Source organism: Aliiglaciecola sp., from assembly GCF_039982535.1.
In the GTDB taxonomy this organism is placed as follows: domain Bacteria; phylum Pseudomonadota; class Gammaproteobacteria; order Enterobacterales; family Alteromonadaceae; genus Aliiglaciecola.
Map to the genome: position 1 here is coordinate 12,764 of NZ_JBDWYG010000021.1, position 24,660 is coordinate 37,423.

Here is a 24,660-nt window from a genome sequence, read left to right on the forward strand (position 1 = left end):
TGCAAAGAATGTTTATTTTTCGTTAAAAACACAAAAAATACGCAGAAAAACTAAATAAGACTTAGTGATTCTGCGCATTCAATGCAATTAGATGTTATCGTTCAAAAACTCAGCTAACTGAGTTTTTGACAATGCTCCAACCTTAGTTGCAGCGACATTTCCGTCTTTGAACAACAATAAAGTAGGGATACCACGGATACCATACTTTGGTGGAGTTTCATTATTTTCATCGACATTCAACTTGCCAACTGTTAACTTGCCGTCGAACTCGCCAGCAACTTCTTCTAGAATTGGCGCAATCATTTTACATGGGCCGCACCATTCCGCCCAGAAATCAACTAGGACAGGACCAGCAGCATTGATAACATCGGCCTCGAAACTATCGTCAGATAACTGGATAATTTTGTCGCTCATACTTTTCTCCGTAATTGGTCTCTCGCTGAGAAAGTTCAGCGTATAATGAGAGTTTTATAGAAACTGTTTTTTAATGCAAGCACTGATAAGCTATAAGCTATGCAAACTACACATTTAACTGAAACACATTTTTCTGATCTGCCCATCCATGAGGATGTTTTAAAGGCATTAACAGAAGCAAACTTTATCCACTGCACGCCAATACAGGCGTTAAGTCTACCCCATCTTTTAGAAGGGCAAGACATTGCAGGTCAAGCTCAAACTGGAACAGGAAAAACTATTGCTTTTCTTGTTGCCACATTTCATCGATTACTGACTCATCCAAATGAATCAGGCAAGCAACCTAAAGCTATTATAATGGCACCTACTCGTGAATTGGCAGTACAAATTTACAATGACGCCGAATTATTGAGTAAACACACCGGATTATCGCTTGGTTTGATATATGGGGGTGAAGGTTACCAAAGTCAACGGGAATCTTTGCAATCAGGTGTAGATATTATAATTGGCACCACAGGCCGTATCATCGATTATTATAAACAAAATGTATTTTCATTGGAAAATATTCAGGTAGCAGTGCTTGATGAAGCCGATCGAATGTTCGATTTAGGTTTTATTAAAGATATTCGATATATGTTCAGACGCATGCCTGAAGCAACCAAACGCTTAAGTATGTTGTTTTCCGCTACTTTGTCTTATCGCGTGCAAGAATTAGCTTACGAACACATGAACAATCCAACTCATGTAAAAGTTGAACACGACAAACAAACGGCGAGTCGGATCCAAGAAGAGCTATTCTATCCTTCCGATGAAGACAAAATGTTGTTACTTTTAACTTTGTTAGAAGACGAATGGCCCGAAAAAGCGATTGTTTTTGCAAATACCAAACATACTTGCGAAAAACTCAGTGACTGGCTGGAAGCTGATGGTCACCGTGTAGGACTGCTAAGTGGCGATGTGCCCCAGCGTAAACGTTTAAAAATACTTGAAGATTTCAGTAAAGATAAACTCGATATCCTAGTTGCCACCGATGTTGCTGCCCGCGGTTTGCATATTGAAAAAGTCACCCATGTATTCAATTACGACTTACCTGATGATGCGGAAGATTATGTCCACCGAATTGGACGAACAGGTCGCGCAGGTAAAAGTGGACATGCCATTAGCTTCGCTTGTGAAAAATATGCGTTGAATTTACCCGCAATTGAAAGCTATATTAGCCGTCCAATTCCTGTGAGTAATTATGACCAAGAATCGCTTCTTGATGATATAACACCACCTAAACCGCAGTACAAAAAGCGGCAGCAAAGTGGTAAAAGTTATCAGAAACGACCCAATAACCGTAACCAGAAAAGGCGTTAATGGAAAATCAGCCAATTACATCGGCAACCAACGAAGACCAACTGTATGCAGCAGTTGATCTGGGTTCCAATAGTTTTCATTTAGTTATCGTTAGAGTCGTTTCTGGCTCTGTACAAATCATTGGCAAAGTGAAACAAAAAGTTAAATTGGCTGCGGGCTTGAATGACAGCATGATGCTCGACCAAGTCAGCATGGAAAGAGGCTGGCATTGTTTAGAAACCTTTGCTGAACGCCTACAAGATATCCCCTTATCAAATATTAAAGTGGTTGGCACTGCAACCTTGCGTTTAGCTAAAAATGCCAATATTTTCATTGAAAAAGCGCAACAAATCTTAAATCAAAAGCTCGAAGTGATTAGTGGCGAAGAAGAAGCCAGACAAATCTATTTAGGCGTAGCTTATACCTCTGCAAACCAAGGCAATACCTTAGTCATCGATATCGGCGGCGCCAGCACTGAAGTGATTATTGGCAATGACATGCAACCGATTAACCTTGTAAGTTTAAACATGGGGTGCGTGACGTTTAAGGAACGATATTTTGTTGATGGTGTTATCAGTGAACAGAATATGCAAAATGCTATTGCAGAAGCAAAACAGAAGTTATTACCCATCATAGATGACTTTATTTGTTTCGACTGGCAGCAATGTCTTGGTGCCTCAGGCACTCCTCAAGCAGTTGTCGAAATTCTCGTAGAACAAGGTATCAGCGATGCTATTCGCTTAGATTATTTACATAACTTAATGCAGCAATGCATTGATTGTGGCAACTTGGAAAATCTAGATATTGAAGGCCTTACCGAGTCTAGACGGTCCATATTCCCTAGCGGTTTATGTATTTTAGTTGCGTTGTTTGAACAACTTAAAATCCAAGAAATGCAGATCTCAGGCGGCGCCTTAAGAGAAGGTCTAATTTATGGAATGCTTGAAAACTGTGAAAAAAACGATCGCAGAACGCATTCTATTAGCGAGGCCATTCGAACCTACCATATAGATGAACAGCAGGCTAAAAGAGTTTGCAGCGTTGCTGTTAATTTTTATAAACAACTGTGTGCACAGTCAAATATATGTAATTTTGATGCGTTGGCGGTTATCGAAGCAGCGTCGTTATTACACGAAATTGGCTTACATATTGAATATAAACAATACCATATTCACGGTGCCTACATTCTTAGTCACATTAATCTCAATGGCTATTCACAAATGCAGCGTAAGAGTATTCGAGATTTAGTGTTGTGCCATCGAGCAGAGCTAGACTTAACTAAATTTTCTCAATACCACCCAGATATGCAGCCGTTATTATTTGGATTAGTTCGCATATTAAGGTTGTCGTGTTTACTGTCAATTCGCAGAAAAGATAATATTCTGCCAGACATAGAATTACATGTAGATGAGCAACATTGGCAGTTAACCTTTCCTGAAGGTTGGCTTAGAGCTCATCCACTTATCGATGTGGAGTTGGCTAACGAAAAGTGGCTACAGCACAAAGCTGGACTACCACTTTCCTTTAGTTAGCCCTCATACTTAGTATTGTTAATACAATAGACTATACATAGTACGGCGTGACTTTGACTTCAGCGGGTCGCCATCAGGCATCGCATTAATCATATCTAAAGTATATTTTCGTGCATCACCGAAGCTTAGGTCCTTTTTAAGCACCGCAAAAAGTAACTCTAATGCCTCTTCAGGCTTATTCGCTTGGTGCAACTGTACAGCTAATTCGACCTTAAGTTCTAAATTATCAGGATCTTGTGCTAGCTTCTCTTGAAGTTGTTTAATTTCCGGAGACTCAGACGCTTTTTCTAGCAATTCAACTTTACCCACAATGCTATGGTAATAACCATTTTGATCCACCAGCAGAATATTATCGAGCAATAGTTGGGCTTGTTTAGTATTGCCTAACTCCACATAACAATCAGCTAATACAAGGGCAATATCCGTTCTTTCTGGGTCTAAGTCATGGGCTTGTTTGGCAATTGTAAATGCTTGTTGATAGTCACCTTGGTTTACCAAGGCTACGGCTTTTTCGTAAAACCCGTCTACCGCATTAGGTAAGTGTTTTTCCAATAGTTCTTGAACTTGCTCTTCCATCATAGGGCCTGCAAACCCATCCACTGGCTGACCGTCTTTAACAAGAATAACAGTGGGTAAACTTTGAATTCCAAACTGCTGGGCTATTTGTTGCTCTTGTTCACAATTTACATTGGCATATATTAAATGTTCCGCGTGCTGAGTAGCCAGCTTTTCTAATATAGGTGTAAGTTGTTCACACATTTCCAAATTTGGCGCCCAAAAGTTCACCAGTACATGTTTGACTTTAGACTCTTCGATGATGACTTGCTGAAAGTTTTCGATATTCAGATTTACAAAATTTTGCATGTTTAGCTCTTTCTATTTGTTAGTTTCATAAACTGAAACGCACTGATTGAACACAATGGTTGTAAGGTGGGGGCAATAATTTTAAAAAGCAACCTAATGACATAAATTGTGCGGTAATTTTGGGCGGTTACTCTTGTTAGCTTGCACTACAATGTCAAATACGCGACATTTTATAATTAACCTATGTGCTAATGTTGGCAAACATCAACGACTGGATTAATGAAGATCAATATTATGGCTGAAAAAGAATACAAAAGCTTTTCTCAATTTTATCCGTTTTATTTGCGCGAACATCAGAACACGGTTTGTCGCAGGCTTCACTTCGTAGGCTCATTTTTAATCCTAGTCACCTTGGCTTTTATTGTTTCTACTGGACAATGGCAATACTTAATCATGCTTCCTTTTTTAGGCTATGGTTTCGCATGGGTTGGTCACTTTTTCTTTGAACATAACCGTCCAGCGACCTTTACCTACCCTCTTTATAGCTTTTTAGGAGACTGGGTGATGTTTAAAGACATGCTGACAGGCAAAATTAAATTTTAATTTATACAAAAAACAAACAAATCTATTCGACGCCAAGCTTTTGCAATAGAGATCTCTAAGAAAACTCTGGTGCATATCGCTGCTAGCTCCAAAGTTACGATTTCAATTTAGTTAACACTCCCATACATACCCAGTTCTGTGGCATTTTTATGTCCCATAGCTACTAGTTTTTGTCCCATTACTACAAGACTTATCACTTTACCCATTGAAATATAATACTTTTCTTATGTTTGTCCCAAACGTGTATTTTTTCGCCCCAAATTTACAACGCAATTATTCAATTCTTTTTTATTCTTAAATCGTCATTACGGAAAATGACACTGCCCCAAACGGAATGGGTCAGTTAAGGACTAACGAAGGAACGTTATAGCAAGGAACGCCAAGTGCTAAACCCGATTGTAGCTAGGATGGCTCACAATCAGGAGAGCAAGGAGGCACCAAGGAAGAAGGTTGAGAAACCGAAATTGGTAAGGAAGCCAACGCAAGAAAGCACTATGTAGACAACTAAACAAAGCAGTGCACTTTGTTTTGTCCGAAATGATAACTATCACGCTTCAGGCATCGTCAGCATGTATTTTTTGCAAACAGGAGCAGTAATTCCAAGGATGGATATTTCTTACGCAATTAGAGTTAACAAACTAACAGAGTAAACAAGCAAAAAACCAAAAGGAAAGAGTATGCAACAGTCTTTATTTAGGCAAAGCGCTATCGACCATCAAAAGAATAGACTGCATGGTGAGATTTTGCTTATTCCTAGCTCTTCTCATGTACTGGTTACTTTGTTTGTAAGTGTATGGATTGTTGCTGTTTTTGCTTGGTTAGTTACCAGTCAATACGCAAGAAAAGAAAGTGTAGGCGGCTGGCTAGAGCCCCCTACTGGTGTTGTAAAAGTATTTCCTGAAACGTCTTCCGGCAGGATCGAGCAAGTTCTGATAGAAGAAGGACAATTGGTTTCCCAGGGCCAAGCTTTAGCTGTAATAGAAGGAGATCGTACATTAAGTAGTGGCTCAAGTTTGCAAACAACCTTACTCAGAGAGTACAAAAACCAACGACTCATTATAGAGGCTCAATTAACACGCTCGGAAATCATTAACCAAATAGACACAGAGAATACCCAATCCAAATTAGCGGCCTTGCAAGAAGATATTAGCAGGCTTGATGCGCAGATTATGACATTGCAAAAACGCTTCTCTTTGGTCTCTTCGCGTTATCAAAATTATCAATCGATGGGAAAGTCAGGGCATATTTCCAAATCAGACCTAGAACAAGTTTTAGAACAAAAGCTGGCGTTACAAAACCAGGAACAAGGCCTTCAACGTGAAAAAATAAGTTTAAATAATGAAATTACTACCACTGAAAATCAATTATTAACACTGCCCCAGAACCAGCTGGATCAGACTAACCAGTTAAAGTCCAAGCTCAGTGATCTTGCGCTAAAAATTGCTCAGCTAAATGGACAAAGTCGACATGTACTTAAGGCTTCACGGGATGGGTTAGTATCCAACCTGCTGGCTCAAGTTGGTCAGCAAACAAATCAAAATACGCCATTGCTGTCTATCGTCCCCCAAGCAAGTCAGATAGAAGCAAAATTATTAGTGCCGGTAAAAGCTATAGGATTTATAGAGCAAGGTCAGCCAATTCAAATTCGCTACGATGCTTTTCCATATCAAAAATTTGGTCTATATCAGGGAACAATTATCAGCGTATCTGACGCGGTAATTTTGCCTAATGAAGTACACAATGCACCGGTAAATATTCAAGAACCCGCCTATTTAGTGCACGCCACTCTCGATTCACAGTCGGTATCCGCCTATGGAAAGAAACTGAATCTAAAGTCCGGCATGACCCTATCTGCTGATGTGCAATTAGGACAACGAAGTTTATTAGAGTGGATTTTTGAGCCCCTATTAAGCTTGCGGGGAAGAATATAATGAACAGTATTATTTTTCCGCGCCCCGAAGGTTTACTTAACTTTAATGCTCGCCACCCGTTGCCGTGTGTATTGCAAACAGAAGCATCTGAATGTGGTTTAGCCTGCTTAGCGATGATCAGCGGCTTTTATGGTTATGAAATAGATTTAACCAGTATCCGCAACCGTTTTTCGATTTCAGCCCATGGCGCTACCCTAAAGCAGATAATGCAAATTGCTGGGCAAATGGAATTATCCCCCCGCGCTCTGCGCCTTGAAATGGAACAATTAGCTGAACTGCAAACTCCCTGTATTTTACATTGGGAATTGAAACACTTTGTTGTATTAAAAAAAGTCACAAAAAATAAAGTCCACATCCACGACCCTGCAGTAGGAGAGCGGGTATTAGACCTTGGGGAAGTTGACAAACTTTTTACCGGAGTTGCACTAGAGTTAACACCTACACCGGCTTTTGAGAAAGGCAAACAAAAAAGAAAATTATCCTTAAGTCACTTTTGGAGTCGGATCACAGGACTAAAACGCAGTTTAGTGATTATTCTGATGCTTTCTTTGTTCATACAAGTATTTGCGCTGGTTCAACCCTATTATATGCAAACCGTTATTGACGACGTTATTTTACGCTCGGATCTTAATTTACTCACCGTTTTAGCATTTGGATTCGGCTTACTACTGTTGATCGATACTGGCACCTCGTACATACGTCAAACGGTTATTTTGAATCTATCAAGCCGTTTAAATATACAAATGGCAGCCAATATTTTCACCCACCTTATTCGGTTACCTCTAAATTATTTTAGTAAACGTCATATGGGTGACGTTGTTTCGCGATTTGGCTCATTGCAAAGCATACGAGACCTATTAACCACCGGTTTTGTCACTGTATTCGTTGATGGCTTAATGGCAATCTTTACTCTTTGGGTGATGTTTTTATATGACCGAAAGTTAACTTTTATAGTGCTAGCCATTGTCTTTCTTTACGCCCTACTGCGATACCTTTTCTACAAACCGTTAAGACGTTTAACTGAAGAAAGTATCGTCTCTTCGGCAAAAGAAAATAGTCATTTCATGGAGTCTGTGCGAGCTATTCAAACGATAAAATTGTTCGAAAAAGAAACTGACAGACAAAGTCAGTGGCAAAACAAACTGGCTGAATCAATGAATAAGGAGATACGTCTTCAGCGCTGGCATATTGGCTTTGATACGGCCAATAAAGTTCTGTTTGGTTTAGAAAATATATTGGTCATTTACTTTGCAGCATTGGCGGTCACCAACAGTATGTTGAGCGTGGGGATGCTTTTTGCTTTTGTGAGTTATAAAGCCCGTTTTATTAATTCAATGGATAGTCTCATCGAGAAGTGGATAGAGTTTCGCATGTTAGAACTCCATTGCGAAAGGCTTGCGGATGTTGTTTATACCTCCAAAGATCCCATGGTCAAAGAGTTTAAAAGTCCCTGCTTATCTGCCTCAATATCCGAAAACGACAAAATACAGGGTGAAATTAAGCTACAAAGTTTAGGGTTTTCATACAGCCAACTAGATAGGCCTGTTTTTCAAAATATAAGTCATCGTTTTGAAGCCGGTTCGACTATTGCCATTGTTGGAACAAGTGGCAGCGGCAAAAGTACTTTGATGAAGTGCATGATGGGACTATTGCAACCCACAGAGGGGCAAGTTTTTATCGATGGCACAGTACTTCCAAACCTACCTAACTACCGTCAAAGCATAGCTGCAGTCATGCAAGATGACGTACTTCTAACAGGCTCTATTGCAGAAAATATCGCTTGTCTTGCAGCCAATATCGATATGCAAAAGGTAGTTTATTGTGCCCATCTTGCCTGTATTCACGAGGATATTGCCAAAACCAGTATGCAATACAACACCTTGGTTGGCGACATGGGAGCTAATTTAAGTGGTGGCCAAAAGCAACGCATTATTCTAGCCAGGGCGCTGTACAAATCACCACGCATCTTATTTTTAGATGAAGCCACCAGCCATTTAGATGTGCACAACGAAATGGCAATTAATAACCATATTAAACAGTTATCGATCACACGAATAATCATCGCTCACCGCCCACAAACCATTGCCAGCGCCGATCAGGTGTTGAGTTTGGAGAGTGGGCAATTAAGGGATGTGACTTCGTCGATAAAACAGCCGTAAACATCAACCTACTATTTAAGGAAAAATAACATGGAAAATATGTTGGAGTTGTACCATAACAAACTATCTAAACGTGAGGCCCAAGTTGCCAATAAAGTGCGTGAAGGTTTAAGTAACCGGTCTATTGCTGAGCAGCTATTTATTAGTGAGCGGACGGTGAAGTTTCATTGCACCAACATTTTTAGAAAGTTAGCGATAAATAATCGAAAAATGCTGCGGTCATTATTTCCTAATGCCTATGAAACAGCTTAAAACTGTACCCTAGTACAGTTAACTTTTTGAGTATTTTAGCCATACTCATAATGTCAGTACATTGAAGTACGACATCTAACCAAAGTAAATATTACAAGGAGAATGAAATGGAACATCCATTCAATACAAAAATGGAACTTACTAATTTATCTACAGAGCAAGTCGGAGCGGGTTCACTCTCGAATCAACTTCCTCTAGAAACAACTACGCCTATTCGCGCCAAAATTAAGCCGCCCATGGAAACCACCATGGCGATTGGTGAAGAAGGTGGTAGTTTTGGTAATTGGTTCTAAATAGGTTTTAGTTCTTGGAAACATACAGAACTAAAGAAATGTAGTGAACTACCACTGCGGTGGTTCACTACTTCTAATTATTCAACTTCGACAAATTACAGGACGTGCTATGTCGGTTGTTATTATTTTAGGTGCCAGCCAAGACTGTCACGCACTACATATGCTGCAAGCTTGCCATAAATTAGGTATTGAAGCGGCCCTATTTGATACATCACTTTACCCATCGTGTCACAGCATTAGTTGGAACCCAGTGTTGGCTAAAGGGGGCTTGCGCTTAAACTCAACCTTTTACAAATTTGAACAAATCAATAGTGTGTTTTGGAGCAGTGTTGGACCACCTAATTTAGCAGCAGACACCAACCCATCTTTGTATCAAATTGCTATGAGTGATAGCTCAAGTGCTTTGCGCACCTTTTTTGACGAGCGTAGTATTCGCTGGGTCAATTCTTGGCAGGTGTTTGACTCTCACAAAGTCAAACCAAGACAATTACACAAAGCTGCAACTTGTGGCGCATTGATTCCTCAGACATATATTGGCAACGAAACAGAAGATATACTTAGCTTCGCAAAACAGTATAAAAAATTATTGTTTAAACCCGTTTACGGCGGCTCACATGCCACCTTAATCGATGAAAAACAGCTTAACTCGGAACATCTGCAAAAAGTCTTAAAATATGCACCAGTTACCATTCAACAATATATTGAAGGCACCAATATACGTACTTATGTTATTGGTTCTGAGGTGTTTAGCGCAGAAATAGTCAGTGACGAGGTGGACTTTAGATTACACTCAAATCCAATTCATATTCCTACCAAGACTCCGATTAAGGTAGCGAGCCTAGCCAAACGAATAACCCAAGGGTTTAAGATGCATTGGACAGCCATAGATTGGCGACGCGATAACCAAGGCAATTACTATTTTTTAGAGGCTAACCCCAGCCCGATGTTTATGCATTTCGAACAACTCACGGGCTATCCAATAACGGAAATGCTTGTGCAAGCTCTTGTTCAACCCAGATACCTCTCAAATGTAGGTTAAATAAGCCCACAGAATTAAGTCATTCAATCAAAGTGTACCTTTATCCATACAAACATGGGGCGTAATACAATTTCTGAAACGTTTTCGAGATTAAATCTAAAGTGTATAGTGTTGCCGGCTAAACAGGACATGATGTGAGCGTTGAAGTCGATTACGCGAAGATCAAACCGATAATAAAATGACAGGAATTCTCAATGAATACACTAAACAGAGGCGCTAAGATAAGTAATTTACTGCTCAGCATTTCTCTATTGTTTTCTGCACACACTTTTGCTTCTCAACAAGAAAAAACAGATGCAGAAACTGACTCGCCTTCAGCTGAAAAGCAAGATTGGGATGTACTAAATCCCCCATTCGAGTTGTCTTCAATCAATATAGATACTGACGAAGTTACATGGTCTAGTTTAGATATTTCTCCAGATGGCAAACAAATGGTGTTTGATACCTTAGGAAATATTTTCATTGTTGATAGTCAAGGCGGGAAAGCCAAAGCCTTGACTCAAGATTTTGCTTGGAATATCCACCCCGCCTTTAGCCCTGATGGCAAAAAGATCGCGTTTAGTTCAGACCGCGATGGGTTGTCCAATATTTGGATGATGGATATAGAAAGTGGTGAACTAAAGCAAATCACCAAAGAAAAAAATAACATAATGCACTCGCCTAAGTGGAGCCCTGATGGACAATATATTCTTGCCACTAAAGGCATAATGTCGAGCCGCAGTATTCCCGCTGGGGAAATTTGGATGTATCACTATTCTGGTGGCGATGGTATTCAAATCAAAGCTAGAGTTAATGGCAAAAAAGACCAAAAGAACATTGCTGACCCAGCATTCTCTCCGGATGGAAAGTATGTGTACTTTACCCAAGATATTTCAGGGGGTTTCACATTTAGTTATAACCGTGACCCGTTAAAATCAGTTTTTGCCATCACCCGTTACGATTTAGAAAGTGGCGATGAAGAAAGGTTTGTCAGTGGCACAGGTGGTGCAATTGTGCCTACCCCCTCCCCTGATGGTAAACAACTAGCTTTTGTCCGCCGCATTAAAAACAGAACAGCTTTGTTCGTTAAAAATTTAGCTGATGGCAGTGAAAGAGTTTTGTATCAAGCACTTGAGCGCGATATGCAAGAAGGTTTCGGTAGTGAAGGGTATTTTGCCTATTTCGATTGGACACCTGATTCTGAAAATATTGTGTTTTGGACTGGCGGCAAGTTTCATAAACTCAACGTTAATAACCTCGAAATTGAAGACATTCCAGTGTCCTTATCCACTACCGCACAATATGCAGAAGCATTGCGCTTTGATGTGGATGTGGCACCAGATACATTCGATGTGAAAATGATCCGCTGGGCACAAAAGTCTCCCAACGGGAAATCAATTCTTTATCAAGCTTTGGGTAAGCTATATGTCAAAGACTTGAAATCAGGCAAAGTGAAACGCCTAACCAAACAAAATGACCATGATGAATATTTTCCTCGTTATTCCAATGATGGCAAAAAAATTGTCTACACCACATGGAATGATCAAGACTTAGGTACCATTAGAGTCGTTTCTGCTCGCGGTGGCAGAGGTAAAGTGATTTCCAATAATCCTGGCCATTATGTTGAGCCTAGTTTTTCCCTCGATGGCGAATTGGTGACTTATCGTAAAACTACAGGAGGCTATTTGCTTTCTCCTAAGTGGTCTGTTGAACCAGGGCTTTATGTAGCTAACCTAGATGAAAAAACCCACACCCGTATATCTAAAAGTGGTGTTGCCCCGCACTTTGCAGGTACAAATGAGCGTGTTTACTTTACCACTGTCGTAGGCGGTACAGCTTATACTGAAACTCAGTTAGTTAGTGTTGATTTAAACGGCGAAGACAAACGAGAACATTTGTATGGCGCTGACAAAGTTAGTGAATATCGCTTATCCCACGATGGAAAATGGATTGCCTTTGTTCATCAGTACAATGCCTATATCGCACCGTTTAAACAAATGGGTAAACGACAAAGTATTGGACCTTCGAGCACGGCGACACCGCTTAAACAAGTGTCTAGCCGAGCAGGAGAGTACCTTACTTGGTCTCCGGACAATAAAACCCTTTCCTGGTATCACGGCCCTTATTATTTCGAGCGAGAATTGAAAGATGCTTTCGATTTTATGCCAAATTCACCAGCAACCTTGCCTGAACCTGTTAGTGAAGGAATTAATCTATCATTCAGTCAAAAAGCCGATAAACCCGATGGTTACAAAGCTATTGTTGGTGGCACTGTGGTGACCATGCGTGATGCAGATAATCAACAAGAAGTCATTGAAAATGCAGTAATACTCATCAACGATAATAAAATTGAGGCAGTAGGAAAAGCAGCTGATATTGACGTCCCCAGTTCAGCCTTAGTGATCGATGCCAAAGGGAAAACCATTATCCCAGGCTTAATCGATACCCATGCTCATGGCTCACAAGGAAGTAATGAAATTATTCCTCAACAAAATTGGAGTCAATATTCAAATCTAGCATTTGGTGTCACCACGATTCACGATCCATCCAATGACACTACCGAGATTTTTTCTGCCTCGGAGTTACAAAAAGCAGGTAAAATTGTCGCACCTCGTATTTATTCTACAGGTACGATTTTATATGGTGCAGAAGCCCTCGGTTACAAGGCAATTATTAATAGCCTTGCGGATGCGAAATATCACTTGCAACGCCTAAAAGATGTAGGCGCAATATCGGTTAAAAGTTACAATCAACCCCGTCGTGATCAACGCCAACAGGTTTTAACGGCTGCAAAAGAATTGCAAATGATGGTTGTGCCTGAAGGTGGTGGTAAGTTGCAACAAAACATCACTATGGTAGTCGACGGTCATACTGGTTTGGAACATTCTCTGCCTATCGCCAAAGGTTACAATGATCTAACCACATTATGGTCGGCAACAAAGTCGGGATATACCCCAACCTTTATCGTTTCTTATGGAGGCTTGATGGGTGAGGAGTATTGGTACGATCGCACTGAAGTTTGGAAGAACCCACGCTTAATGCGCTACACACCAGCATATATTATCGACCGTCGTTCAATTCGTCGACCTACCGCTCCTGACAATCAATATAACCATTTTGATGTATCGTCTTACGCTAAAGAACTTAGAGATAATGGCGTCAGTATTCACATCGGTGGTCATGGTCAACGGGAAGGTTTGGCTGCACATTGGGAACTTTGGTCCATGCAACAAGGTGGATTCACGCCTTGGGAAGCCCTTAGAGGTGGAACCATAGATGGTGCTAAACATTTAGGCATGGATAAGCAAATAGGCAGCATTGAAGCTGGAAAAGTGGCCGACTTAGTCGTCATTGATGGTGATGTATTGACCGACATTAGGCGCAGTGAGTATGTTGATTACACGGTAATTAATGGGCGCATCTATGAAGCTGCGAGCATGAACGAAGTCAACAGCAAACAAAAGCGACAAGCATTCTTCTTTGAACAAGATAATCAAAGCTTTATGCCTAAAGAAACTCAGATAAGAGTCCACGAAAAAGCCAAACAACATAACTGGGTGCACCAGCACTGAGTTAATAGGTTGAAGATACAAGGGCGCGTTAAGCGCCCTTTTAGATTAAGCCTGTTATGAACTTGTGTAGTTAATTACACTCGAAAATACATAACCTGAATGATTTATATTAAACTTACCCTAGAAGCTGATTCTGTTTATTTGCTTAGTTCTGCAATCTGTTTATTTGCTTAGTTCTGCAAATAGTGGGATAAAACACATTGATGTTTCAGCTCAATCTAGCTAAATGAAGTAAATTAGGAGTATTAGCACATGGATTTATTATTCGACTATATTTTTACCGTACAAACAGCATTACTGATTTTTGTTATTGTTCTCATTAAGTCATCAATTAAATTTGTACCTCAAAACCGCGCTTTCTTAGTAGAACGTTTCGGAAAATTTCAATCCACAAAAGAAGCTGGATTAAATTTCATTATCCCCTTTATTGACAACGTGGCCGCCGACCGCTCTTTAAAAGAACAAGCAGTGGATGTTCCCGAGCAAAGTGCTATCACCAAAGACAATATCTCTTTATCAGTAGATGGCGTGTTATATTTTCGTGTAATGGATCCTTATAAAGCAACCTATGGCGTAGATAATTACGTATTTGCCGTTACTCAGTTAGCCCAAACCACCATGCGTTCTGAACTGGGAAAAATGGAATTAGACAAGACGTTTGAAGAACGTGACATGCTTAACACCAATATTGTTGCAGCCATAAACGATGCAGCAGGCCCTTGGGGCATTCAAGTACTTCGTTACGAAATAAAAGATATTGTGCCCCCTCAATCAGTCATGGAAGCTATGGAAGCACAGATGAAAGCCGAACGTGTTAAACGTGCGCAAATTCTGGAGTCCGAAGGTGACAGACAAGCGGCTATTAACCGAGCCGAGGGTAATAAAGCATCAGTAGTATTAGCTGCTGAAGCCGACAAAGAAGAGCAAGTATTGCAAGCCGAAGGTGAAGCGAAAGCCATAGTTGCGGTTGCCGAAGCTCAAGCTGAAGCACTCCGTAAAGTCGGTGTTGAAGCCAATACGGTTGAAGGACAAAAAGCCATTCAATTAGATTTGGCAACAAAAGCCATAGAAGCAAAACAAGCCATTGCCAAAGAGTCATCTATCGTTCTACTGCCCGATGGTTCAACAGAACCAGCCTCTGTCGTAGCCCAAGCCATGACGGTGATTAACTCAATGAACAAAGGCAACTAAATATGGAGTTAATAACTAACAATTTAGCTGAAAGTTTAATTGTGCTTGGTTTAGTTATGTTAGCCATTGAAATTGCTATTTTGGGGTTTGCAACTTTCATATTATTTTTTGTCGGTGTAGCATCTGTTTTAGCAGGCGCTCTTATGTATATTGGCATGATTCCAGATACACTAATGAGTGCGACCCTAACAGTCGGTATTCTTACCGCTGTTAGCGCCGCTTTGCTATGGAAGCCGCTCAAGAACATTCAACAAAAAGTGGATAAAAAGCCAGCCCAAAGTGATTTAATCGGTCATCGTTTTATGTTGCAAGAAAATGTCTCTATCACCGAAAACCCCTATTATCACTATTCAGGTATTCAGTGGCAGTTAAAAAGTGCTCAGCCAATTTCCGCAGGCAGCATGGTAAAAGTGATAAAAGCAGAAGTAGGTCTTTTTTACGTGGAGGCGGTTGAATAACCCCTTAAGAATTAGCAATAGTTTAACTCAGCAAGAGAGATAGGTATGTCAGCTAAAGATATTGAACAATCATTTGTTATTCTCAAACAAACCGTTCCCTTGCTGGTTAAACATAAAATTCCCGCGGTCCCCACAAATTACGCTCTCTGGTATACCTATGTGAGTAATGACTCACCAGAATTAAATGAACAGTTAGATGCTGCTGTGGAAAGTGATTCTCCAATTTCAGAATTGAAAGCTAAAGATCTGTATCGCAATTTTGTTTCAGACGAAAAAGTAAATGTGTGGGAATTACGACAGTCACTTGAAGGCATGATGCTGGAGTTGTCACAATCTCTTAAAGACACAAAGTCTGAAACCCAAGATTACAAAAATCTTATGGACAGCTGTATTGACGATTTGAGTAAAGTTGAAAAAGAAGGTTGGTCAGTAGAAGAAGTGTTAGGACTGGTACGCAATATGGTCAAAGAGTCTCAAGTGATCAGGCAAAGCACCATCAGCTTTAATGGGGCCCTTGCCAGTGCTGAAAAAGAAATTGCACGTCTCAAGTCTCAACTACAAGCGAGTCAACAAGAAGCCCTTTATGATGCCTTAACAGGATTGTGCAATCGTCGCTACTTTGACTCCGAAATTAATACTAAGCTAGATCTAGACAAATGTTGTTTAGCGCTAATTGATATCGACCACTTCAAGAAGATAAACGACAACTATGGTCACCAAATGGGTGACTTAGTATTAAAAGCAGTAGCCAAAAAAATTCAAAGTTGTTGCAGAGAGCAAGCCCAAGCCTTTCGTTACGGTGGAGAAGAGTTTGCCGTCATAATGCCTGGGGTAGAACAATCTCGAGCTCGACAAATGGCCGACGTGATGCGACGTCAAATCGAAAAAATTAACGTAAAAGACCGTCGAACAGGAGAATCTTTAGGTGATATCACCGTTTCCATTGGCGTAGCACAACTAGAGTCAAATGAAGATTCCGCGCACTTTATCGAAAGAGCGGATAAACTAATGTATGAGGCAAAACGTCTCGGTCGAAATCGAGTTATGCCCATGGGCTAATTAGCTTTTTGCTCCATGATAAATTGCTAAATTAGGATTTTTACGTCAAATCTTGCCCCTAAATCTGCAAAAACACTAAAATCTTAAATATTTAGAAGATTAAAACCGCTATATTTTTGTAAAATAACTACCTGAAATTAAAGATTATTTTCACTAAAACCAGGCTTTATTTATAAGCTGCTGATTTTTAAAGCAAATGAAACAATGTAACCTGGCGAAAAGTTTTGTATAATGCCGCGCAATTTTTTATTAGACACAGAGTGGACCAATGTCAGACTTATCTCATTACAGAAATATAGGTATTTTTGCCCACGTTGACGCGGGGAAAACTACCACCACCGAACGTATACTAAAACTTACCGGTAAAATTCATAAAACCGGTGAAGTACATGACGGTGAATCAACAACAGATTTCATGGAACAAGAAGCAGAGCGCGGGATTACTATCCAATCAGCTGCTGTAAGTTGTTTTTGGAAAGATCACCGCTTTAACGTAATCGATACTCCGGGACACGTTGACTTTACAGTAGAAGTATATCGTTCACTTAAAGTACTAGATGGCGGAATCGGTGTATTCTGTGGATCTGGTGGTGTAGAGCCACAATCAGAAACTAACTGGCGTTATGCTAACGAGTCAGAAGTTGCTCGTATTATCTTCGTTAACAAATTAGACCGTATGGGTGCTGATTTTTACCGTGTTGTTGGCCAAGTGAAAAAAGTACTTGCTGCTAACCCATTGGTTATGACTCTACCTATCGGAATCGAAGATGATTTTGTTGGTGTTGTTGATGTTCTAACTAAACAAGCATACATCTGGGATGACACTGGTCTTCCTGAAAATTACAAAATTGAAGATGTTCCTGCTGACATGGTTGATAAAGTAAACGAATACCATGAAATGTTAGTTGAAACTGCTGTTGAGCAAGACGATGACCTAATGATGGCTTACATGGATGGTGAAGAACCTTCTATTGAAGACCTTAAGCGTTGTATCCGTAAAGGAACGCGTGATATGTCATTCTTCCCAACATACTGTGGTTCAGCGTTCAAAAACAAAGGTATGCAATTAGTACTTGATGCTGTTGTTGATTACTTGCCTAGTCCAACTGAAGTTGACCCTCAACCTTTGACTGATGAAGAAGGTGTTGAGACTGGTGAAGTAGCTACTGTTTCTGTTGATGAACCATTACGTGCTCTAGCATTTAAAATTATGGATGACAGATTTGGTGCTTTGACCTTCGTTCGTATTTACTCAGGTACTTTGAACAAAGGCGACACTATTCTTAACTCATTTACGGGTAAAACTGAACGTGTTGGCCGTATGTGTGAAATGCAAGCGGACGATCGTAACGAATTAAGTAGTGCCCAAGCGGGTGATATCATCGCTATCGTAGGTATGAAAAACGTACAAACAGGACACACACTTTGTGATCCTAAGCATCCTTGTACACTTGAAGCTATGGTTTTCCCAGATCCTGTAATTTCTATCTCTGTATCTCCAAAAGATAAAGGCGGTTCTGAGAAAATGGGTATCGCTATCGGTAAAATGGTTGCAGAAGATCCTTCTTTCCGCGTTGAAACGGACGAAGATTCTGGTGAAACCATTCTTAAAGGTATGGGTGAACTTCACTTAGATATCAAAGTCGATATCTTAAAACGTACCTATGGTGTTGATCTTGAAGTTGGTCAACCTCAAGTTGCTTACCGTGAAACTATTACTCAACCTATTGAAGATTCTTATACTCATAAGAAACAATCTGGTGGTTCTGGTCAGTTTGGTAAAATCGACTACCGCATCCGTCCTGGAGAGCCAGGTTCTGGATTCAAATTTAATTCAGTTGTAGTGGGCGGTAACGTTCCTAAAGAATTCTTCCCGGCTATCGAGAAGGGTTTTAAAAGCATGATGGAAACAGGTGTTCTTGCTGGTTTCCCTGTTCTTGACGTTGAAGTTGAATTGTACGACGGTGGATTCCACGCCGTGGATTCATCTGCGATTGCGTTTGAAATCGCAGCTAAAGGTGCATTCCGTCAGTCAATTCCTAAAGCAGGACCTCAACTAATTGAACCCATCATGAAAGTTGACGTATTTACGCCTGACGACCATGTTGGTGACGTAATCGGTGACCTTAACCGTCGTCGCGGTATGATCAAAGACCAAGAAGCTGGTGTAACAGGTGTTCGCGTTAAAGCTGACGTACCACTTTCTGAAATGTTCGGTTATATCGGTTCACTTCGTACAATGACATCTGGCCGTGGTCAATTCTCAATGGAATTTAGCCACTATATGCCTTGTCCAAATACTGTTGCTGAAAAAGTTATCGCTGAAACAAAAGAGCGTAACGCTAAGAAGTAATTCTTACTTTTAGTTAACGAATCAAAAAACCCGATTTTTTAATCGGGTTTTTTATTATCTGAATTCTGTTAGATAAGTTCTAATTTGAATTTATAGAAAGGTTAGTTGACACCATTAAAAATTCTACAAACAAGTACAGTTTTAGGTAAAAAAATTGTCAACGTTTGAAATTTTAGTTAATGTTTAAGTCATCTCCGAGGTTATCCTTCAGGATAAAATATATGGAGAAATGACCATCGATACTCATGTTGTGATCGATAATCACGGAAGAAGCCAAGGAAGCTTATATGAAAACCAGCCTATTTTTTGCGTTGCTGCTAATCTGTTCATCTGTATTAGCCAACGAACTCCCCATAGAACAATTCTCTAAACACAGTGACTATTTAGATATGACCATCTCTCCCGATGGTAAGCATTTACTGGCTCGGGTTCATCATGAAGGTGAAGTAAGCTTGATATTTTTAGATGCTAAAAATATGAAAATTATTGGCGGTGTTAGGCCAAAAGAAGGTGATGTCATTCATTCAGCCCAATGGGTTAGCGATGAACGAGTGATGTATCAGTTTGCAGAAAAACGATTGCGATACGATGCACCAATGCCAACGGGTGAGTTATTTGCGATTAATGTAGATGGTAGTAAACAAGAGATGCTCTATGGATGGAGAGCAAGAGAAAACGGCGATCGCGGAACAAGAACGAGAAAGAAAGAAGCAAGTTACGCCACACCTGAAGTTATCAGCTTATTGGAAAACGACGAAAAGAACATCTTAATATTGGAGCACCCATGGACCTTAGAACACAATATGTGGTACGACTTACGCAATAAACATTCAGTTATTTCTAAGTTGAATATTTTTAATGGTCGTAAAAGCAAAGTGGAAGTACTTCCCCACCCTGGAGCACAAGCGATAGCCAACAAAAAGGGGGAAATTAATTTTATCAAGTGGACTGATGAAAAATTAGATCCCCATGGTGCATATAGAAAAAGTGGCGATACCGAATGGCAAGAGATTACGGATGCATTTGGCGTCAATAAAGATTTGATCCCAAAGGACATCAGTAACGATGGTAACAAGATTATTCTAACTGGGAGTTATGGAAGCGCAGACTTTAACACTTATTACGTTTTAGACTTAGTAAGCGGACAGTTGAGCCCTGTTTTTGACGATTTAGTTGCCGATATTATGTATAGCAATAAAGATCCATTAACCAATATGCCTGTGGTGGGTGTGTCATATTCGGGTAAACCTAAATATCATTATGTCGCTCAAAACAACACCGCGAAACTACATGGAATGTTAGTTGAGGCCTTTGCAGGACAAAAAGTTAACATTACCAGCGCAACCAAAGATGGAAAGAAATTGTTATTGTATATATCTAGTGATGTAAATCCTGGGGAATATTATATTTTTGACACCGAAAAAATGGGCGCTGAGTTTATTTGGTCAAATCGCTCTTGGTTTGATCCTCGAACTATGGCATCTCAGCAACCCTTTCAATTTACCACTGATGACAACATGCAAATACATGGTTACTTAACCATGCCTAAAGGCTTAGAAGACAATCAAAAGCCACCTATGGTCGTTCTTATCCATGGTGGACCTCACGGTATCAGTGAAACATGGGGATTTTATAGCGAAGTGCAGTTCTTAGCCAACCGCGGATATGCCGTGCTACAGGTTAATTTTCGCGGCTCTGGGGGTTACGGTAAACGGTTTGAAAGAGCGGGTTATCGCCAATGGGGTGGCAAGATGATCAAAGACATCACTGACGCGACTAAATATATAGTGAAGCAGGGGTATGTGGATGGCGATAAAATGTGTGTTTATGGCGCGAGTTACGGTGGTTATGCAGCTTTAATGGCAAGTGTTCGCGAACCAGACCTTTTTAATTGCACCATAGGCTATGTGGGGATATATGATTTAAACTATGCCTACACTGACAGTATCTACATGAAAAGCCACGGCGGCAGGGGATATTTTGAAAAAGTCATAGGGACTAATGCTAGAGAGTTGGCAGAGTATTCGCCGGTGAATTACGCAGACAAAATCAAGTCGAACGTACTGTTAATTCACGGTGAAAAAGACTCTATTGTTTCGGTCAAGAATGCCCACGCCATGTTAGCCAGCTTCGAGGCCGTTGGCAAAAATGTGTCCTATATTAATTTCGAAAAAGGCGGGCACGGCTTATTTCAAGAAGCGGGTCGTAAACAGTTGTATAGCGAACTAGAAAGGTTTATTGACCAGAATATTGGTAAATAAGGATAACAAATTTATGGCAACGGCTTGAGTGGTAAACACAGTCGTTGCCTTTGTTCGAAACAGCCTTCTTGCTATATCAGTTTTAGCGCAAAACCCTTACACTAGCCCACTAAACTAGTTTGGTACTAATCAATTTAATCTGTTATGACAATAGCCCAAGGCAAACGCCTCAATAAATACATCAGTGAAACTGGCCTATGTTCACGCCGTGAGGCAGATAAACTCATCGAACAAAATAGGGTCACTATCAACAATAAAATCCCAGAGTTAGGCACTAAAGTGTTTGATGGCGATGAAGTCAGGGTTGACCGTAAATTAATAGGTGCGACCCCGAGTAACAAATCCGATCGAATATATATTGCATACAACAAACCGGTTGGCATCACCTGCACCACTGAAAAGCATGTGAAAGGCAATATTATTGACGCAATTGGTCACAAACAAAGAATTTTTCCCATAGGTCGTTTAGATAAGCCGTCTGAGGGATTGATTCTACTCACCAGTGACGGCGATATTGTAAATAAGATATTACGCGCTGAAAACGCCCACGACAAAGAATATGAAGTTACGGTCACTCAGCCTATCAGTGAACGATTTTTAACGCGCATGGCCTCTGGAGTGCCAATTTTAGGTACAGTCACCAAACCTTGTAAGGTTAGTCCGTTAGGAAAATACAAATTCAAAATCATTTTAACTCAAGGCTTAAATCGACAAATTCGCCGTATGTGTGAGTTTTTAGGGTATGAGGTGAGCAAGTTGAAACGTACACGTATCATGCACATTGATTTATCACGACTATATCCCGGTCAATGGCGTAATTTGACCCCTGCTGAAATGCAAACCTTAAATGATTCTTTAAAACACTCCCAAAAGACTGCCAATGAAAACCCACAGTAGTCAATAACTGCTGTGGGTTACCCTAAAAACTAACTGTGTGCTGCTGGCAATAAACTTTGAACCGGTGCTGGTAATAATTTCAATATTTGACTGCGGCTCACTTGCCAAAATGCGGACAATAACAATAACGTCGCACCAATACATAAACCGGTAATAGCAAAGCTATAACTAACCATACCGTAGGTTTCTAATAATGTAGAAAAGGCATAAATCACATAAACCAATGCAGACACCATTATTGCCCGTCTATCCACAGCAATTGAAATAGTCGCTAACAACACATAAAGCCCAAGTACCACTAGAGATATCGACAGACCTCCCACTCCTTGTAAGATACCCAAGGATGTAAATATAGGGTGCACAATAAGAGGGGCAGCGGCTAGATGCAGCCAAAATGCCACATCAGAAGCACGGGTTTGACGTTTACGATCCGAGGCATCCCAATACATTGCCAATCCAAAAATAGCGATTCCAGAACAAAGTAACAACGTATTTACCCAAGTGACCGCACTGGGAATTAATGCTATAACGAGTGCGATGATACTGCTGCTAATCGCTGCGGCACCCGCTGCAACAGTAATAGGAACTCGAAATCGTCGCCAGTGTAAGACTGCAGCTAAAGCACTAAGAATACCCGCTATCAAAAAGGATATTTCGTTTGGTTGTTGCTGATTCACTAGCGGCGACGCAAATACGCCACCTAAAAATGTCAACAACAACATAATGGCTGGCAACGCCATTCTGCGTTTTAAAACAAAAAACTCAGCTAGCAACCAAGACGCAACGGCTACGCCAACAGATCCTAACAAAGGCGAAAGATGGTAGCCAAGAAACCCTATTGACGCCAAAAGTAATCCGCTAGCAATAACAACGAAAATATCGTTAAAGCCGCTAATTAACCGAAAGTTTTCCTCATCTGCAAGTGATGTGTTTTTTAGCGTGGCGATATGGCGTTTAAACTGGGAAACTGAATTTTCAGTAAATATTCCAGCCTCCACTGCTTGATGTAAATCATCATCGTTGTACATAGATTGGCTCCAAATTTTTTGGTTTTATTAGTGCTGCGAACAGATAAATTTATTGATGTTCAGCAATAAACGAACCAATAATAAAAATACAATAATTTCAATTAGTTACAAAAATCAAAGTTCATTTATACAAAACTAGTTATGAGTTTTAGCAAAAAAGTAGTGAATTTAACCTGCGAATTACTATTTATGGCGAAGTTACGGTTTCCCAACTCCAGTCGAATAAAGGCAAGCCTACCCCTTCAATTAATCGTTGGTATTCGATGCGATCGAGTGCCTTAGCAACGACTTTATATTGAGACCTGTATTTGACGGCGCGAGTAGTAAGTAAATCAAAGCGTTTGTCGGCATTTTCAGAAAAATCTACATCCCGCAGCTTTTCAATACGAATACTGGTGTTGTAATACTCTACTACGTATTCTAAGAGGCGGTTTTGTATCAATAACATTTTTTTATTGACTAAGTGTCCACACATACCTTTTTCAGCTATGGCATTGGTGAATCCCCTTTCAGTAAAATCAGTAGCACTTAGAGCCAAATCTAAAGAAACTTTCCAATACTGAGTGATTAACTTTAAATATTCTGAGGAAATATGCTGATTTTTCTGAACTTCGGGCGAGCTTAATTCCTCCAAAATATCTTGGGAAAGCATATCAAGTGTGACGAGAAGACGATTAAAATTGAACATCTTAGATTTTTTGGCAGCAAAACCTCAAGGCTATAACTTCACAGCGCAATTGGTCAAGTATCCTTAGTGGTTAAATCTTAACTTCAGCTGTAGGCGGGCGTTTTAACCCCGCGGTATGTCGAATCATTTCCATGGCCTGTAGGCGGCTGTTTTAACCCCGCGGTATGTCGAATCATTTTCATGGCTTGTAGGCGGGTGTTTTAACCCCGTGATATGTTCAATCATTTCCATGGCCTGTAGGCGGGTGTTTTAACCCCGTGATATGTCGAACCGTCTCCATGGCCTAAAGGCCATGCTACAGCCCCGCGGTATGTCGAATCATTTCCATGGCCTGTAGGCGGGTGCTTTAGCCCCGCGATATGTTCAATCCTTTCCATGGCCTAAAGGCCAGGCTACAAATTTCAGGCACAAAAAAAGCACTCCGAAGAGTGCTTTCTAAATGCTTTTGTATCTTATCTCGCTATTAAGCGATGATTTTAGCTACAACACCAGCACCAACAGTACGGCCACGTTATTCCATACATCCTGTATTCCACCCCTTCGGGGCCAGCCTTCGGCTGTTCTAATTTGTTCCCGACAAATTAGTCACTCCGTTCAGGTGGCCGAAAACAAAAAAGCCGCTCTAAGAGCGGCTTTTTAAATGCTTTTGTATCTTATCTCGCTATTACGCGATGATTTTAGCTACAACACCAGCACCAACAGTACGGCCACCTTCACGGATTGCGAAGCGTAAACCTTCGTCCATCGCGATTGGGTTAATTAGCTCAACTTTGAATTTCAAGTTGTCGCCTGGCATTACCATTTCTACA

At 40.5% G+C, this 24,660-nt stretch carries 19 protein-coding genes and 1 pseudogene; 15 read left to right on the plus strand and 5 right to left on the minus strand.

Features of this window, described 5'->3' with window-relative positions; genetic code table 11:
- Positions 1-87 precede the first annotated feature (87 nt).
- On the minus strand, positions 88-414 hold the full coding sequence (trxA, locus tag ABJV04_RS04595; protein ID WP_008845982.1) for a thioredoxin TrxA: 327 nt from the start codon (positions 412-414) through the stop codon (positions 88-90).
- 99 nt (positions 415-513) lie between these two features.
- On the opposite strand from trxA, the gene rhlB reads away from it, so the two are divergent.
- Positions 514-1,773, plus strand: a complete 1,260-nt coding sequence (gene rhlB / locus ABJV04_RS04600; RefSeq protein ID WP_348490131.1) for an ATP-dependent RNA helicase RhlB — start codon at positions 514-516, stop codon at positions 1,771-1,773.
- A complete protein-coding gene (locus tag ABJV04_RS04605) occupies positions 1,773-3,284 on the plus strand; it encodes a guanosine-5'-triphosphate,3'-diphosphate pyrophosphatase (protein WP_348490132.1) in 1,512 nt (503 codons plus the stop codon). Before rhlB ends, ABJV04_RS04605 begins: the two co-directional genes overlap by 1 nt.
- A gap of 18 nt (positions 3,285-3,302) precedes the next feature.
- On the opposite strand, the gene ABJV04_RS04610 is transcribed toward ABJV04_RS04605, so the two are convergent.
- Positions 3,303-4,148, minus strand: a complete 846-nt coding sequence (locus ABJV04_RS04610) for a co-chaperone YbbN (protein ID WP_348490133.1) — start codon at positions 4,146-4,148, stop codon at positions 3,303-3,305.
- Positions 4,149-4,382: 234 nt separating this feature from the next.
- Between ABJV04_RS04610 and ABJV04_RS04615 the strand changes: the two genes are divergently transcribed.
- The 13 genes from ABJV04_RS04615 (at position 4,383) to rluF (ending at position 22,135) form a co-directional block, all read left to right on the plus strand.
- Positions 4,383-4,691: a DUF962 domain-containing protein gene (locus tag ABJV04_RS04615; RefSeq protein WP_348490148.1), complete on the plus strand. Its 309-nt coding sequence runs from the start codon at positions 4,383-4,385 to the stop codon at positions 4,689-4,691.
- Positions 4,692-5,368: 677 nt separating this feature from the next.
- Complete coding sequence (locus ABJV04_RS04620) at positions 5,369-6,622, plus strand: HlyD family efflux transporter periplasmic adaptor subunit (RefSeq protein WP_348490134.1); 1,254 nt, start codon at positions 5,369-5,371, stop codon at positions 6,620-6,622.
- Positions 6,622-8,781 carry a peptidase domain-containing ABC transporter gene (locus ABJV04_RS04625; RefSeq protein WP_348490135.1) on the plus strand — a complete coding sequence of 720 codons (2,160 nt, stop codon included), beginning with the start codon at positions 6,622-6,624 and terminating at the stop codon, positions 8,779-8,781. Before ABJV04_RS04620 ends, ABJV04_RS04625 begins: the two co-directional genes overlap by 1 nt.
- A 30-nt stretch (positions 8,782-8,811) precedes the next feature.
- Entirely contained in the window at positions 8,812-9,033 is a 222-nt protein-coding gene (locus ABJV04_RS04630; protein ID WP_348490136.1) for a helix-turn-helix transcriptional regulator, read from the plus strand.
- A gap of 107 nt (positions 9,034-9,140) precedes the next feature.
- Positions 9,141-9,326, plus strand: coding sequence for a hypothetical protein (locus ABJV04_RS04635; RefSeq protein WP_348490137.1), 186 nt, complete (start codon positions 9,141-9,143; stop codon positions 9,324-9,326).
- A 43-nt stretch (positions 9,327-9,369) separates the two neighbouring features.
- A complete protein-coding gene (locus tag ABJV04_RS04640) occupies positions 9,370-10,365 on the plus strand; it encodes a hypothetical protein (protein WP_348490138.1) in 996 nt (331 codons plus the stop codon).
- 194 nt (positions 10,366-10,559) lie between these two features.
- Entirely contained in the window at positions 10,560-13,916 is a 3,357-nt protein-coding gene (locus ABJV04_RS04645; protein ID WP_348490139.1) for an amidohydrolase family protein, read from the plus strand.
- A 252-nt stretch (positions 13,917-14,168) separates the two neighbouring features.
- Entirely contained in the window at positions 14,169-15,107 is a 939-nt protein-coding gene (locus ABJV04_RS04650) for a slipin family protein (protein WP_348490140.1), read from the plus strand.
- 2 nt (positions 15,108-15,109) lie between these two features.
- Positions 15,110-15,565 (plus strand): NfeD family protein, encoded by a 456-nt coding sequence (locus ABJV04_RS04655; protein ID WP_348490141.1) that lies wholly within the window; start codon positions 15,110-15,112, stop codon positions 15,563-15,565.
- A gap of 45 nt (positions 15,566-15,610) precedes the next feature.
- Positions 15,611-16,624, plus strand: a complete 1,014-nt coding sequence (locus ABJV04_RS04660) for a GGDEF domain-containing protein (protein WP_348490142.1) — start codon at positions 15,611-15,613, stop codon at positions 16,622-16,624.
- Positions 16,625-16,892: 268 nt separating this feature from the next.
- Entirely contained in the window at positions 16,893-18,977 is a 2,085-nt protein-coding gene (gene fusA, locus ABJV04_RS04665; RefSeq protein WP_348490143.1) for an elongation factor G, read from the plus strand.
- A gap of 287 nt (positions 18,978-19,264) precedes the next feature.
- Entirely contained in the window at positions 19,265-21,238 is a 1,974-nt protein-coding gene (locus tag ABJV04_RS04670) for a S9 family peptidase (protein WP_348490144.1), read from the plus strand.
- A 144-nt stretch (positions 21,239-21,382) separates the two neighbouring features.
- Positions 21,383-22,135, plus strand: coding sequence for a 23S rRNA pseudouridine(2604) synthase RluF (gene rluF / locus ABJV04_RS04675; protein WP_348490145.1), 753 nt, complete (start codon positions 21,383-21,385; stop codon positions 22,133-22,135).
- A 29-nt stretch (positions 22,136-22,164) separates the two neighbouring features.
- On the opposite strand, the gene ABJV04_RS04680 is transcribed toward rluF, so the two are convergent.
- The 3 genes and pseudogenes from ABJV04_RS04680 to tuf all read right to left on the minus strand — a co-directional run.
- A complete protein-coding gene (locus ABJV04_RS04680) occupies positions 22,165-23,163 on the minus strand; it encodes a hypothetical protein (RefSeq protein WP_348490146.1) in 999 nt (332 codons plus the stop codon).
- Between the two features lie 187 nt (positions 23,164-23,350).
- On the minus strand, positions 23,351-23,851 hold the full coding sequence (locus ABJV04_RS04685) for a hypothetical protein (protein WP_348490147.1): 501 nt from the start codon (positions 23,849-23,851) through the stop codon (positions 23,351-23,353).
- Positions 23,852-24,515: 664 nt separating this feature from the next.
- Positions 24,516-24,660 (minus strand): annotated as a pseudogene (gene tuf / locus ABJV04_RS04690) (elongation factor Tu); the annotation flags it as partial.